We start from the raw sequence: 14,036 nt of genomic DNA on the forward strand, positions 1-14,036 counted from the left end.
GCCAGCGCGGCCGTGTCCGCCCGGCAGGCCATGGCGGTGGCGACCTGACCCTTCCAACCCTTCTGCTCGAGGCTGAGGAAATCCGCCACCAGCCCCGCCAGTTCCCGACCGCCCGTGGCGCTGGCATGGGCGACGGTACCGATCTCCGCGAGCCGGCGGGCGCGACGGCGCAGATCCTTGAATCGAGACCGGTTCGGGTGTCCGGCAAGGAACGCGTCGTGATCGGCCTGGCGCGCCATCACCGGACGTTCGAACGCCGCGACGACGCCGATCGCCCAGCCGCGCGCCTGCATCGCGGCCAGCATGTCCGGGACGGCGCCGCCTTCCGTCGGTAGGAGCGGCCAGCGCCAGGCCCGGCCGCATTCTTCCAGACCGGTCACCAGGGCGTCCACCGCCGCTTCGCGCCCCGACCCGTCGATCACCAGGGGCGCGGTGGCGGTCACAAGTGGCGAGAGGAACGGCCGCGCCACCCGTCCGCCGAGGCCGGTGAGATCGCGGCGCAGCGTGACGGGCAGGAGCGCGACGAGATCGCTGCCGCGGCGGATCGTGACGAAGCGCAAGTCCTGCGGCAGCAGCCCCGCTTCCCGATGCGCCGTGATCGCGTGGTGCGTGTAATGTGGATGCGGACCGGCGGCGCAGGCGAACAGGGCATCCCAGGCCGCCGGATCCGGCGCGGGGCCGACGGAGACCGACAGGTCCGGGAATTCTCGGCGCGCGGCGGGAGCGAAAAGGCTCATCGGATCGCTCCTGCGGACCAGATCGGGGTCGGCAGCCCGTGCAGGCGGCCGGCAGCACGGGCGAGCAGGGCGGCGCGCGCGATCGTCGCCAGCGTGACCGCGAAGGCGGCACCCAGGGGGCCGAAGGGCGGGATCAGCAGCAGGCACAGGAGCGCGGCAGCGATCAGCATGGCGGCGGTGATGCCTGCGCAGAGGCGCTCGCCGCCGAGCATGGTCAGGAGATCCTCACCGGGCCCGAACAGGCTGGCGGCGACGCTGCCGGCGTACAGCACCGCCAGGATCGGCACGCTGGAGCCGAGGCCGGGGCCGAACATCGCCAGCAGCAGGGGGCTTGCGCCTACGATCCCGACGCCGACGAGAGCGGTGGCGGCTGCGGTCAGCCGGCCCTGGCGGCGCACGAGGTCGGCGAGGAGGGGGCGGTCGGCCCGGGCATGGGCGGCGCTGTAGCGCTGGAGCGTCGCCGCGCTGGCGGCGAAATGCACGAACACGACGAATTGCTGGATCCGGGTCGCGGCGAAATACAGGCCGAGTTCGGCCGGGCTCACCAGGGCGCCGAGCACGATGACGTCGACGAAGGTGAAGCCGGCATTGGCCAGATCGATCCCGGCGATCGGCAGGCTGGTGCCGAGCCAGGTCCGCCACTGGTAGCGCTGCGGCCCCGGCGGCAGGTCCGTCCGCAGCCGCGCCAGGAGCAGGCCGGCCTGCAGGGCCGTGGCGATGGCGGCGGCGATCAGCATGCAGGCCATCGCGACTTCGGCCCGGGGCGGCGCCCCGAGCAGCACGGCCCCGACCATGCAGGCCATCATCAGGCTCTGGCGCAGCAGGTAGGGCGGCGCGATGGCGAGCCCGACCCAGTTCTGGCTGCGCGCGACGCCTTCGAGATAATCCTGCAGCGCGAAGAGCGGCATCACCCCGAGCGCGACCGCGATCGGCGCCCGATAGGCCGGCGCGAACAGGCCGGGCTCCAGCCACAGCAGGGCCGCGCCGAGGCCGGCCATGCTGAAAGCCGCCCCGCCGGTGACGAGGGCGCCGGCCCGGAGATAGCCGCGGGCCAGATCGAGATCGCCCCGCGCCTGATCGGTGGGCACGAACCGGCAGGCGCCCTGCGACAGACCGAGCGTCAGCGTGTGGCCGAGCATGGCGGTCCAGACCCACACGGCGGCGAACACCCCGTAGGCGTCCCAGCCCATCAGCCGGGCGGCGAGCACCTGGGCGGCATAGGCGAAGCCGGCCGAACCGACCCGGATCGCGAAGACCGCGAGCGCGGCCCGAGCCGGGCCATCGCGCAGGGTGTGGAGCCGCTGGCCGGCGGCGGCAAGCTTGCTGAGGGCCGGGAGGGCTGTCGCTGACACCACGCGCTCCATGCCAGGCGCTGGAGCATCATCCCGAACGGCGGTCGCCGGCTCGGAAACAGATGATGACCCGTCAAACCCGCCGAAGCGTCGTCCGAGATCCGATATCCGGGGCGATACGTCAGTGACCGCAAGAGAACGGTCTCGGGTTTTGACGGTTTAGCCCGGGGCGCGTTGCGGCTCGGTTAAGGGCGGTGCAGCCGGCGCGAGCTTCGGGTCCGGGGCGGGCTCGGTCCGCATCAACGAGGTGGCGATGGTCAGCGCCACGTGCTCGGCCATGCAGCGCAGGCCGAGATCGTTGAGCCGGAACTGGCGGCCGAGCATGTGCCCCTCGCCCTTGTCGCTGCGGCTCGACAGGTAGTGCAGGGCCTCGTAGCGGCGCACCAGCGGCACCTGCTGCTGGGCCGCCACGGTACGGACCGCATCGACGATCCGGTTGTAATCGACGTCGGCGGCCATGCTGGCGGTATAGATCGGATCGACGAGCACCACATCGATCCCGTGGGAGCGGATCCAGGCCACGGCCTCGCTGAGCTCGCTCGCAAAAGCGTCGGCATCGACCCGGGCGATGGCGTCGTGGGTGCCGACCTGCCAGACCACGAGATCGGGCTCGGCCTCCGCCACCATGGTGCGCAGGCGCTCGGACGCCCCCGAGGCGATCTCCCCCGGCAGACCGCGATGATCGATGGTCACGTCGATCTTCGGCAGGGCCCGTTCCAGGGCGGCTTCGAGCTTGGCCGGATACGAGGCCGAGGCCCCCGGCGCGGCGCTGCCGCCGATCGCCAGGATCTTGAGGGCGCGGTTCTCGCTGAGCGCGGTCCGGACCGCGCCCAGCTTGGCCATGGTGTAGAGCTGCGCGCCGGGGACCCGGCATTCCTGCGACAGGCCGGGCTGGTCGCCCGAGCCCGGATCCGCCGGCTGCTCTGCAGCCGCGGCCGGCGTCATGAAAGCCAGGACCAGGGCGGCTAGCGCCCAGCGGGGCCCCGAGGCGCGTGCGCGCTTCACGGCCGGGGCCGGGACGACTTGCTGCGGGTGCGCCATTCGACGAACCATGCGGTAAACCCCAGACCGACCAGGCCGCTTCCGGCGACCAGCATATCGACCAGCACGCCGCCGCCGGTCTGGAAACGCACGAGCTGCCCGATCAGGCTCAGGATCGACCCCATGGAGAAGACCGCCAGGGAATTACGACCCAGCTGACTCAGATAGCGCCCGACGACCCCGATTCGGGGAGCCAGAATTGCGTAGAGCGGCGCGAAGGCGAGCAATACCCCCAGGAAATGAAGAAGCCGCGCCGGTGTCAGGTAGGTTTTCTCGAATGTGAACAGCAATCGGGGCTCGGGCACCATCAGCGGATCCGGCCGGATCCCGGTCACGGCCAGCACGACGCCCACAGTGACGATGGCGAAGCCGGCTGGAACCAGCCGTCGCGCCCAGCGGCGCAGCGTGTCGGAGCGCAGGGTCCAGCCCTGGAGCACGAAGCCCAGGACCAGCAATACCTGCCAGCAGAACGGATCGAAGAACCAATCCCCCTCCCCGGGCCAGGATGGGACGTTCCACTCGAAGACGAGGCTCGCCAGGTAGATACCGGCCGACAGCGCCAGGGCCGCGATCAGGCTGAGGCGGCCAACCAGCACGAAGACCGGCGCGATGCCGATCAGCAGCACGTAGAGCGGCAGGATGTTGAAGAACCCGAGCTGGTAGGTCATCAGCGCCATGCCGCAGACCGACTGGATCGGGTCTGCGAAGAAGCCGCCGGCATTGTGCCATTCGAGGATCAGCGGGTTGTCGAGCAGCAGCGCCGAGCCGGCGATGAGCGCCAGCGCCAGCAGCATGATCGTGAGCTGCGCGCGGTAGACCTCGACGGTCCGGGCGAGCAGCCGGACCACACTCTTGCCGGCCGGCTCCGGCTTCCCGTCGCGCCCGCGGGTGGCGATGCCGATCGACCAGCCCGCCAGGAACACGAACAGCTCGGCGGCGTCCGAGATGCCGTATTGCGAGAAGGTGTAGCGCTCGAAGGTGTTGCCCGGGATGTGGTTGATGAAAATCGTCACCAGGGCGAAGCCGCGCCAGAAGTCGATCGCGTTGGGGTCCCGCATCGTCGCGGCGGCTCCGGGGTTTCGACACTGGATCGGGGGTGAGCGGCCCGTGATACGGCCCCGGGCCGGCTCTGCAAAGGCGAACAAAGGGAGAGTTCGTGCGGACGCACGAACCGGGCGGTCACGCTCGCGTTAGATCGAATCAAGGAGATCCGGACAGATGACCCGCACGATCACGATCCTCGGCCTCTCGGCCCTGCTTCCGATGCTCGCCACGACGGCCGCATCGGCGCAGGCTCAGACTGGCACCGGCGGGGGGCCGACCTCGACCATCACGGCGCCGCACACCTCGTCGGTGGGCCAGACCATGCCGCCGGCCTCCGGCGCCGGCGCAGCGACCCCGAACGATCGCCGGGACCGCACCCAGCAGCAGATTCAGGACGACAAGATCTCCCAGGGCATCTGCATCGGGTGCAGCCCGAAGTAGGCGTTCGCCGTTCAGGACATCCGGGACCGCCGGTCCCGGCGGTCTCGGCCGCGCATCAGCGCAACGCGAGTTCATCCTCGCTCTCGCGGGCGAGGCGGAGCAGGTTCTGGCCGTAAGCGGTCTTGGCGAACATCTCGCCGCGGGCGATCAGCTGGTCACGGGTGATGAAGTCCTGGAGGAAGGCGATCTCCTCCAGGCAGGCCACCTGGAGACCCTGGCGGTTCTGGAGCGTGCGGACGAACTCGCTGGCTTCCAGCAGGCTGTCATGCGTCCCGGTGTCGAGCCAGGCATAGCCGCGCGACATCCGCTCCACGTAGAGTTGGCCGCGCGCGAGATAGGCCTCGTTGACGCTGGTGATCTCCAGCTCGCCCCGGGCAGAGGGTTTCACGGCGGCGGCGATGTCGAGCACCTGGTTGTCGTAGAAGTACAGGCCGGTCACCGCCCAGGTCGATTCCGGGTTCTGCGGCTTCTCGACGATCTTGGTCGGGCGCCCGGTCTTGTCGAGATTGACCACGCCGTAGGCCTGCGGGTTGTCGACATGGTAGGCGAACACCGTCGCGCCGTCCTTGCGCGACCGCGCCTGGTTCAACAGCTCCCGCATGCCGGCGCCGAAGAACAGGTTGTCGCCGAGGATCAGCGCCACGTCGTCGGTCCCGACGAAGTCGCGCCCGATCACGAAGGCCTGGGCGAGGCCCTCCGGCCGCGGCTGCAGCGCGTAGCTGAATTGCAGGCCGAACTGCTCGCCGGTGCCAAACAGGCGCTTGTAATTGTCGAGGTGCTCCGGCGAGGAGATGATCAGGATCTCGCGGATGCCGGCCAGCATCAGCACCGAGATCGGGTAGTAGATCATCGGCTTGTCGTAGACCGGCAGCAGCTGCTTGTTGATCGACAACGTGGCCGGATGCAGCCGCGTGCCGGATCCGCCGGCCAGAACGATGCCCTTCATGGCTTGGAAACTCCGTCTGTGACCGGCCCGACGAGCCGGTCCAGGATGTCGTCGAGCGCCGCCTGCCAGGGCCTGGGCGCGATGCCGTAGGCTGCCGTCAGGCTGTCCGTGGACAAGCGCGAATTGGCCGGCCGCCGGGCCGGGGTCGGGTAGGACGAGGTCGGGATGCCGGTGACCGGGATCGACCGGCCGCCGCGCCGGGCGGAGCCCGACACGATCGCCTCGGCGAAGCCGGCCCAGGTGGTGGCGCCGGCATTGACGCAGTGGAACGTCCCGGTGGGCGCGGCCGCATCCTGAGCCAAGCGCCGGGCGATCACCGCCAGGGCGGCGGCGAGGTCGGAGGCGGAGGTCGGGCAGCCGTGCTGGTCGTTGACCACCGTCAGGGCGTCACGCTCACCGGCGAGCCGCAGCATCGTCTTGACGAAGTTGCCCCGGTGCGGGCTCACCACCCAGGCGGTGCGCACGATCGCGTGGCGCGGGTTGGCACTGCGCACGGCGAGTTCGCCCGCGGCCTTGCTGGCGCCGTAGACGCTCTGCGGGTCGATCGGCTCGTCCGGGGCGTAGGCGCCGTCGGCCTTGGTGCCGGCGAAGACGTAGTCGGTCGACACGTGCACGAGCGGGATTTTCTTATGCGCGGTCGCCGCTGCCAGGATCGCCGGGGCTAGGGCATTGAGGCGCCAAGCCTCGACCACGTCGGCCTCGGCCTTGTCGACCGCGGTGTAGGCGGCGGTGTTGATCACTGCGCCGTAATCGCGTGCGTCCAACGTCCGGGCGACGGCGCCCGCATCGGTGATGTCGAGCTCGGCGCGGCTTGGCGCGTGCACCGATACGCCGGCTGGCCAGGCCAGGGCCTGCAGCTCGGTGCCGACCTGGCCGGCGCCGCCGAGGACCAGGATATCCATCAGCCGGTCAGCCCGAGGCGCTCGCCCGTGTAGCGGCCCTCGCGGATCGGGCGCCACCAGCTCTCGTTGTCGAGATACCAGGCCACGGTGTCTTCCAGGGCCTGCTCGAAGGTCTTCTGCGGCTTCCAGCCTAGCTCGGTCTCGGCCTTGGTGCAGTCGATGGCGTAGCGCCGGTCATGGCCCGGCCGGTCGGCGACGAAGCTGATCAGCTGCTCGTGGGGGCCGTGCTCCGGCCGCAGCCGATCGAAGGCCGCGCACAGCGTTTTCACCACCGCGAGGTTGTTGCGCACCGCCCTACCGCCGAGGAGGTAGGTGTTGCCGATGCGGCCGCGCTCCAGCACGGCGACCAGGCCCTTGGCGTGGTCTTCGACATGAATCCAGTCGCGCTCGTTCAGGCCATCGCCGTAGACCGGCAGCTTCTTGCCCTCGAGGGCGTTGAGGATCATCAGCGGAATCAGCTTCTCCGGGAAGTGCCGCGGCCCGTAATTGTTCGAGCAGTTGGTCACCAGAACCGGCAGCCCGTAGGTCTCGTGCCAGGCGCGCGCCAGGTGGTCGGAGGCCGCCTTCGAGGCCGAGTAGGGCGAGCGCGGGTCGTAGCGGCTGTCCTCGGTGAAGAACGCCTCCGGGGGCAGCGAGCCGTAGACCTCGTCCGTGGAGACGTGGAGGAACCGGAACGTCTTCTTCTCCGCCTCCGGCAAGGCCTCGTAATAGCCCCGGGCACCGTCCAGCATGGTCTGGGTGCCGATCACGTTGGTGCGCACGAAGGCGCCTGGATCGGTGATCGAGCGGTCGACATGGCTCTCGGCGGCCAGATGCATCACCGCCTGCGGCTTGAAGGCGTCGATGGCGGCCTGCACGGCGGCGCGGTCGCAGATATCGGCTTCGACCAGGCGGTGGCGCGGGTTGTCGGCCAGCGGTGCCAGCGAGATCGGGTTGGCCGCGTAGGTCATCGCGTCGAGGGTGCAGACCTCGTGGCCGAGATCGTTGACGAGATGCAGCACCAGCGCCGAGCCGATGAAGCCGCAGCCTCCGGTCACCAGAATGCGCATGGTGGGTCCCCCTCGGATCGATCGCGTATGGAAATGAGCCGCCGGCAGCTAAAGCCCGCCCGGCGTGACGAAAATACGGCCCCGCCGCTAGGCGGCCGGAAACGCCGGTTCAGAATGCTGTTTAGAACACCTGGCCGAGCGCTGCGAGCTTCGGCGCGCGACGATCCTTGTCGGACAGGATCGCGGCCGCGCCGGAGACCGGCCACGGGATTCCGATCTCGGCATCGTCCCAGGCCAGCGCGCGGTCGTGCTCCGGGCTGTAATAGGCGTCGACCTTGTAGGCGACCATAACGTCGGGGGTCAGGGTGCAGAAGCCGTGGGCGAAGCCGTGCGGGATGTAGAGCTGCTCGCCGTTCTCGGCGTCGAGGGTCACGGCCACGTATTTGCCGTAGGTCGGCGAGCCGCTGCGGATATCCACCGCCACGTCGAGAATTGTGCCTTGGAGCACGCGGATCAGCTTGGCTTGCGCCTGGGGGGCGATCTGAAAGTGCAGGCCGCGGATCGTGCCCTGCGGAGCCGAGAACGACTGATTGTCCTGCACGAACGGTGTGGTGATCCCGGCCTTGGCCATCGTGTCGGCTCGGAACGTCTCGGAGAACCAGCCGCGGCTGTCGCCGAAGCGCTTCGGCTTGATGCGCTTGACGTCCGGAATCTCGGTTTCGATCACGTCCATGCCAGCGCGCCCTTCCCCGCGGATACCGGCGGGCGGCCCAGCGGACATTTCCGCCTCGGTCGTCCCGGGCGTCACGCCCGTTGCGCCGAGAACAACCTCGATGATCGATCCGCGACTTCCGGTCATTCGTCCGCCGTGTCAAGGCGTGCTGCCTGCGGGGACGGTGTCCCGGGCGGTTTTTACGAGGGTTAGTCTTGCGTTATGGGGCACCGATGACGGGTGGATCGGTCGAGTCCCTGCTGCGCGACCACCTCGCCGACCCGGCCTGCGCCTGGAGCCTTGGCGCCTACGGGGCGGTGGCCGCCTTCTCCCGGGATCCGGCCGAACCGACGGCGTTCCGTGAGGATGGCGGGATCGGCCTGGCGACCCAGCGCGGCGCGGTCGCGCTCACCGTGACACCGGACCTGGTGCCCTTCGCCTACGAGACCGGGTTCACCGGCGGCTGGAGCCAGGTGGTCGCCCTGTGCCTGCCCGCGTCGGCCTGCGCCATGAGCCGACGCACGGTGCTGGCCGAGCTCGGGCCCGACGCGGCGGCGGCGCGGGCGCAGGATCGCGACGCGATCCTGTTCGATCTCGGCCTCGGTCTCCGGGCGGTCGATGCCTGCGTGCGCGTGGCCGATCCCGGCCTCATCGATCGCCTGCGGGCCGCCGCCGGCCGACCGATCTTCGCCCCCGGCAATCCGGTCGGGCCCCTGCTCGTGGCGGCGAGCCCCCACCGGGTGTTCCTCGCCCGTTTCGGCCGGATCGAGGTCTTTACGCCGATCCCGCCCGACGGCGGCGCCAGCGCCCCCGGACCGCACACCCACATCTTGCCGAAGCTCCTGCGGCTCGGCCGGACCCATGCCGCGACCGCGCCGATCCCGCCCGGCCTCGTGCCCTGCGCGGCCCTGCATCCGGCCCATCCCGCCAAGGACGCTTCAGGCCGCCGAGCCGGTTTCAACGCCGCCCGACACGCCGCCTTCGGGCGCCTCCTCGACGCCTGGGGCGATCCGGCGCTGACCGCGCTCCGGCACACCGTGCTGGCCGGCGGCGAGCCCGATCCGGCGCTGACGAACAGCCGCTTCGCCCGCTCGGCGATCCGGGCGGCGCGAGCGCAGGTTTTGGCGATGGGCATTTAGCGCCACCGCCGTCATTGCTTCGCTACGCTCGCAATGACGGTGCGGCCGGCGAGACACCGTCGGCCACCATCGTCCACCGAGCGCAGCCTCAGCGAACTGGCGGCGGCGGGGGCGGCGCCAGCAGTGGGGCCAATGCCGGGTGATCGCCCGCGGCGATCCAGGTTCCGCCCTGCGGGTGGATCTGTGTGGCCGCGCTCAGGGCGCCCGCCCGGGCCTGGGCCACGAGTTCGGCGAGCGAAAACGGGCCTTCGACCGTGTCCCGGTAGACGTAGAAGAGAGCACCCGGCGACGGTGGCGGCGGCGCGGGGGCGGCCGGGTTGCGGCGGCGCAGCAGGGCGTCGGTGGTGAAGGAAGCGGGCTCGATCACCCTTTTGTCCACGGCCCGCAGGGCCGGTGGGTCGGACGGGTCGCGATTGGCCTCCTCGGCCGGCACGTCGGCGAGGCTGCCCGGGATCGGCTTGGTCCACGCCTCGATCCGGGCGAGGAGCGCGTCGAACAGCCGGTCGGGATCGCCCGGCAGGCCGCCGGCCTCGACGGCACCCTGGCGCCAGCGTCGGCTCAGTGCGTCGGCCACCGCGTTACCGATGCCGCCGAGTCTCGCCTCGGCATCGAAGTTCACCGTCTCGCGCCGGGGCGCATAGGCGCGCTTGGCGGTCCAGGCGAACAGGGCCGCCATCGCGAGGTTCTGGACCGGCGACAGGGCCGCTTCGGCCTCGGCGAGCTGAGCCGCGATCGCTTCGCGCTGGACCCGGTCGAACAGCTTGCGCCGCAGCGTCCGCTCCGAGCCGACGCTGCGCCAGTCACCGGGCTCGAAGGCGAAGCGCCACAGCCCGGTCTCGGGCGCGCGCTGGAGCAGGCCGAGGCAGACGGCGCGCAGGAACAGCGACAGGGTCTCGCGCAGGGCGTCGGCTTCTTCGGCCGAGGGCGCGACCGGGTCCGGGAAGCGCAGATAGTCCTTGTGGTTGTGGAGCGGGATCGCGTCGAGCCGGTCCAGCTCCTGCGCGTAGGCGGTGCGCCAGTCGCGCCGCAGGGGGCCGAGCACGTCGAGCGGCACGCCGGACAGCTCGCAATAGCAGACGATGCGGCCGCGCTGGCTCGATTCGAGGAAGCCGATCTCGCCGGCGCCCAGCACCGGCGGCAGGCTCGCCCGCAGGATCGGGCCGAACTCGGCCTGGAAGGCGCGCGAGCCCTCCACCGCCAGGATCGTCTTGAACTGGTCGCCGCCCGGGCTGAAGGCGTCGAACCGCGCGTAGATCCACGGCATGCAGCGCAGCAGCATCAGTTCCAGCGTCTCCCGCTGCTTGGCGGGGGGCAATTCGCGCAGGGCGTCCAGCGCCGAGGGGATGCGGGCGCGGTGCGGCCCGAGCTGGCGCCGGGCCATGTCGCGCACCGCGTTGAGGAGATCGGCCCGGGTGTCTTCCTCGCGCAAGAGAGCGAAGATCGCGCGCGATCCGCCATAGGCCCGGAACGCCTCGCGGGCCCAGGCGAGCTGCTCGGCGGGGGCGACGGCGATCTTATCGGGCAGGTCGCCCGAGGGCAGGACCAGGAAGGTACCGCCCGAGGGGCGCTCGATGGCGTTGCGGATCTCGGCGATGTCGAGGCGCAGCTCGCGCATCAGCCGGCCGACATCCTCGTGGCCCTGGTTCAGGGCGCCGAGCAGCCCGTCGTAGCGGGCGGCGCCGGTCTCCGGGTCGCGCCCGGTCCGGCTGCCGAGCTTGGCCGAGACCCGGCGCAGCAGCTCGGCCGCCTCGCGGGCGGCCACCGACCGGATGCGCAGGACGCAGGAGCCGCGCAGATCCTCCCTGGCCTGCTCCAGGTAGCGCTCGGCGTCGCGCCGGTGGGAGAAGATCAGGCCGGGGCGGACCTGGTCGAGCCGGCTGAGCGAGGCGGAAAAATGCTCGGCGAGCATCTCGTCGGCGAGCCGCGCATAGGTGTCGGCGGCGGCATTGAGGCGGGCGAGCGCCCCGCCATCGGCCTCGATCAGGTCCTTCACCCCCTCGATCAGCGCCCGGGCGTAGTCGAGGCCGCCGCGCTCCTGGTCGTCGAGCAGGCGGTAGAGGGCCGCCGGCAGCGCGCCGTCCCGGTCGGAGAGCCAGGCCGCCTCGAGCTTGGCGCGCACGTCTAGGACCTCGGCGCCGCGGGGGCCGTAGGCCGCGCCCGAGCCGGTGCGGCCCAGGATGTCGTCGCGCAGGCGCTCGGCCTCCTTGCGCAGGTTCGGCGCCCAGTCCCGGGGGCTCGCGATCTCGGCCTTGATCGCGTCCACCGCCTCCTCGACGCCGAGCGCCACCGATTCCTGGATCGACGAGCCGTCCGCCCGCTGCAGCAACGTGCCGACGAGGTCGTATTCAGAGATGCCGGGGGGCGCCGGCCGCAGCACCTTCGGGAAGGCTTCGAAGGCGGAGAAGCGCAGGGCGAGCCGGTCGGCGGCGAAGCGGTCCCGCTCCTCGACCGTGGGGACATGGCGCTCGCCCTGCCCCCGGGCGACGCCGAAGAACGCCTCGACCATGCCGAGACCCGCCCGGGCGGCGTGCTCCTCGAATTCGAGGCTGCCGCGGGTGGCGAGCACGGCCTGGCCAAGCGCGGAGTAGTTCAGAGAGAACAGGGCGGCCCGGCCGGCGCGGTCCGGGCTCGGCGGCGCCCATTTGCGCATCTTGTGCTGGGTCTGGTTGACCCCCGTCGAGCGCTTGCGGCCGGAAAATTCGGAATTGCCGAAATCCTCGAACAGCACGTCGGCCATCATGTCGTAGAGGTCGCCGATCGCGCCGGTGCGCTGGTCGGCGAGGTTCTGGGTGTCGAACAGGTAGACGTCGCTGAACGGCCGCTCGACCCCGCGGGCGACCCGCGCGTGGTCGCCCCAGCTCTCGACATAGGGCGGCTCCGGATTGCCGCGCATGGCGTATTCGAGCTCGGACAGGGTGGCGACGCCGTTGGCGAAGACCCGGTCCTTGTTGGCGCCGACATAGCCCGAGGGCAGGACCAGGAAGAGGTCGACCGCGTCGGGGCGCTTGGGCGTCTCGAGCGACGAGATCGCGTAGCCGGCATCGATCACCGCCCCGGAGCCAGTGCCGCCGGCGACCGAAGCGACCACGACGACGCGCAGATCCGTGGCGGTGTCGAGGCCGAGCGCGCGCAGCTGCGCCTCGTTCGAGACGTTGGCCAGCACCGCGCCGGCCTTGGCCGTGAGCCGCTCCTGGAAGTTGCGGACCTCGTCGAAGAACAGCAGCCGCGCGATGGCCCGAATCTGCCCGGCGCCCTTCGAGGCGTCGATGCGCGACAGATCTCGGGCGGGAAGCCAGGAATCGATATGCGGGTAGCTGCGCCGCTCAGCCTGGTAGCGGGCGAGATTGACCGCCTTCTGCAGGGTCTCGCCCTCGCGGAACGCGACCTTGGCGGAGAGCGCGTCGGTGGCCGCCGCCCGGCCGGCCTCGTGGGCCTCCAGGGTGTCGGTGTCGAAATACAGGAAGGACGCGGCCGGGAACTGGTCCAGGGCAGTGATCCGCGTCCCGTTCCAGTCGGCCTGGAGGATGCGGCGGCGCAGGCGCAGCAGCACCTCCATGCCGGTGCCGCCCAGCGCCACGAACACGGTCGGGCGGACTTTCAGGAGCGTCTCGATCTCGGCGGGCCGGGCGTCAGCCATATCTCAGCGCCTCCGGTCGGGTGCGCGCAGGAACAGCACCAGGGCAGCGCCGAACAGCACAAGGCAGAGGGCGAAGCCGGCCGCCAGCCCCGCCCAGGCCTGCCACAGCCGGCCGACCGTGGCGCTCACCAGGATCGCCGCGGTGAGCATCAGCGCCGAGAACAGCATCCAGCTGGCGCCGTCGGCGGCGTCGAGCGTCGCCCGGCGGTTGATCAGGTGGGCGCGCACGCCCTGGCGGACGAACAGGAACAGCAAAGCCAGAACCACCAGGGCCGCGGCGCCCAGCGCGAATTCCGTGGTGGTCGGCCCCCGTTCGAGGGTGCTGAACGGGTTCGCCCCAGTGGTGGATTGGGCGGGCGGCGTCGGCAGCGGCTCCGCCTGCGGGCTCGGGGTCTGCGGGGCGGGGATTGTAAAATCCTGCCCGGTCCGGGCCTGGACGCGGACGATCCCCGGAGGCCCGACGCGATCGATCGACAAAAAAATCATGCGTCGGGTCCGGGCTCCTGCAATCGGGTGGCGCGGGCCGGCCCCCAAAGCCCCGCCCGCACCTGCCAACGGCTGCCGTCGGGCGCCCGCAGGGTCTGGGTGCGGTAGGGACGCAGGCTGACCCGCTTCGGAACGGTGCCGAGCATCACGGTCTGGACCCGTGCCCGGGCGAGCGCGAGGGCCCCGAGACCGGCCGCGGCGGCCAGCGCCAGGACGCCGGAGGCGGCGGCGATCAGCGGCCAGGGCGAGAACGCCGCTTCGATCCGCACCGGAAGGCTCACCGAGGCTTCCGAGATACCGCGATAGTCCCGGAACAGGCCGGGCAGCCGGCCCTCCACGGCGCTCCCATCCCCAAACGGCCCGCCCATCTGGTCCCCGGACAACAATCCGCTGCCGAAGATCGGCCGCACCCGTTCCAGGAAGGCCGGATCGAGTGTGAGGCGCAAGTCCGCCAGCCGCAGCGTGAGCGTTCCATCCACCGTGCGGCCGTCGGAGAGCAATCCGGCAAGGCCGCTCGGGCGCCGGATCGGCGGCAGGGTCAGCACCACGGAGAGCGGCCCGCTCTCGGCCGCCGCCGCCATGTCGGCGATCTCGGCGGGCGAGACCGCGG

The 14,036-nt window shown here is 71.1% G+C and carries 11 protein-coding genes and 2 pseudogenes; 2 read left to right on the forward strand and 11 right to left on the reverse strand.

Translation table 11 applies throughout. From position 1 onward, the window contains the following. The 4 genes and pseudogenes from AO398_RS25090 to AO398_RS25105 form a co-directional block, all read right to left on the reverse strand. Positions 1 to 737 (reverse strand): annotated as a pseudogene (locus tag AO398_RS25090) (GNAT family N-acetyltransferase); the annotation flags it as partial. Further along, a complete protein-coding gene (locus AO398_RS25095; protein WP_201025835.1) occupies positions 734 to 2,089 on the reverse strand; it encodes a lipopolysaccharide biosynthesis protein in 1,356 nt (451 codons plus the stop codon). The gene AO398_RS25095 and the pseudogene AO398_RS25090, both read right to left, overlap by 4 nt. Before the next feature lie 159 nt (positions 2,090 to 2,248). Next, complete coding sequence (locus AO398_RS25100; RefSeq protein ID WP_244498885.1) at positions 2,249 to 3,034, reverse strand: GDSL-type esterase/lipase family protein; 786 nt, start codon at positions 3,032 to 3,034, stop codon at positions 2,249 to 2,251. 56 nt (positions 3,035 to 3,090) lie between these two features. Further along, positions 3,091 to 4,188, reverse strand: a complete 1,098-nt coding sequence (locus tag AO398_RS25105) for an OpgC domain-containing protein (protein WP_058194893.1) — start codon at positions 4,186 to 4,188, stop codon at positions 3,091 to 3,093. 160 nt (positions 4,189 to 4,348) lie between these two features. On the opposite strand from AO398_RS25105, the gene AO398_RS25110 reads away from it, so the two are divergent. Continuing rightward, complete coding sequence (locus AO398_RS25110) at positions 4,349 to 4,615, forward strand: hypothetical protein (protein WP_058194894.1); 267 nt, start codon at positions 4,349 to 4,351, stop codon at positions 4,613 to 4,615. A 55-nt stretch (positions 4,616 to 4,670) separates the two neighbouring features. On the opposite strand, the gene rfbA is transcribed toward AO398_RS25110, so the two are convergent. From rfbA to rfbC, 4 genes are all read right to left on the reverse strand, one after another. Then, positions 4,671 to 5,561, reverse strand: a complete 891-nt coding sequence (rfbA, locus tag AO398_RS25115; protein ID WP_058194895.1) for a glucose-1-phosphate thymidylyltransferase RfbA — start codon at positions 5,559 to 5,561, stop codon at positions 4,671 to 4,673. Continuing rightward, positions 5,558 to 6,463, reverse strand: a complete 906-nt coding sequence (gene rfbD, locus AO398_RS25120; RefSeq protein WP_058194896.1) for a dTDP-4-dehydrorhamnose reductase — start codon at positions 6,461 to 6,463, stop codon at positions 5,558 to 5,560. The genes rfbA and rfbD overlap by 4 nt, the downstream gene beginning before the upstream one ends. Then, the gene (gene rfbB, locus AO398_RS25125; protein WP_058194897.1) at positions 6,463 to 7,512 is read right to left on the reverse strand and encodes a dTDP-glucose 4,6-dehydratase; all 1,050 of its coding nucleotides are present in this window, start codon (positions 7,510 to 7,512) and stop codon (positions 6,463 to 6,465) included. The genes rfbD and rfbB overlap by 1 nt, the downstream gene beginning before the upstream one ends. Positions 7,513 to 7,633: 121 nt before the next feature. Continuing rightward, positions 7,634 to 8,185 carry a dTDP-4-dehydrorhamnose 3,5-epimerase gene (gene rfbC, locus AO398_RS25130; protein WP_058194898.1) on the reverse strand — a complete coding sequence of 184 codons (552 nt, stop codon included), beginning with the start codon at positions 8,183 to 8,185 and terminating at the stop codon, positions 7,634 to 7,636. Between the two features lie 212 nt (positions 8,186 to 8,397). Between rfbC and AO398_RS25135 the strand changes: the two genes are divergently transcribed. After that, positions 8,398 to 9,303, forward strand: coding sequence for a hypothetical protein (locus AO398_RS25135; protein WP_058194899.1), 906 nt, complete (start codon positions 8,398 to 8,400; stop codon positions 9,301 to 9,303). 88 nt (positions 9,304 to 9,391) lie between these two features. On the opposite strand, the gene AO398_RS25140 is transcribed toward AO398_RS25135, so the two are convergent. From AO398_RS25140 to AO398_RS25150, 3 genes and pseudogenes are all read right to left on the reverse strand, one after another. Next, on the reverse strand, positions 9,392 to 12,940 hold the full coding sequence (locus AO398_RS25140) for a tubulin-like doman-containing protein (protein ID WP_058194900.1): 3,549 nt from the start codon (positions 12,938 to 12,940) through the stop codon (positions 9,392 to 9,394). A gap of 3 nt (positions 12,941 to 12,943) precedes the next feature. After that, positions 12,944 to 13,426 (reverse strand): hypothetical protein, encoded by a 483-nt coding sequence (locus tag AO398_RS25145; RefSeq protein WP_058194901.1) that lies wholly within the window; start codon positions 13,424 to 13,426, stop codon positions 12,944 to 12,946. Then, positions 13,423 to 14,036 (reverse strand): annotated as a pseudogene (locus AO398_RS25150) (hypothetical protein); the annotation flags it as partial. The gene AO398_RS25145 and the pseudogene AO398_RS25150, both read right to left, overlap by 4 nt.

Origin of the sequence: Methylobacterium sp. GXS13, assembly GCF_001455965.1 — a bacterium.
Classification (GTDB): domain Bacteria; phylum Pseudomonadota; class Alphaproteobacteria; order Rhizobiales; family Beijerinckiaceae; genus Methylobacterium.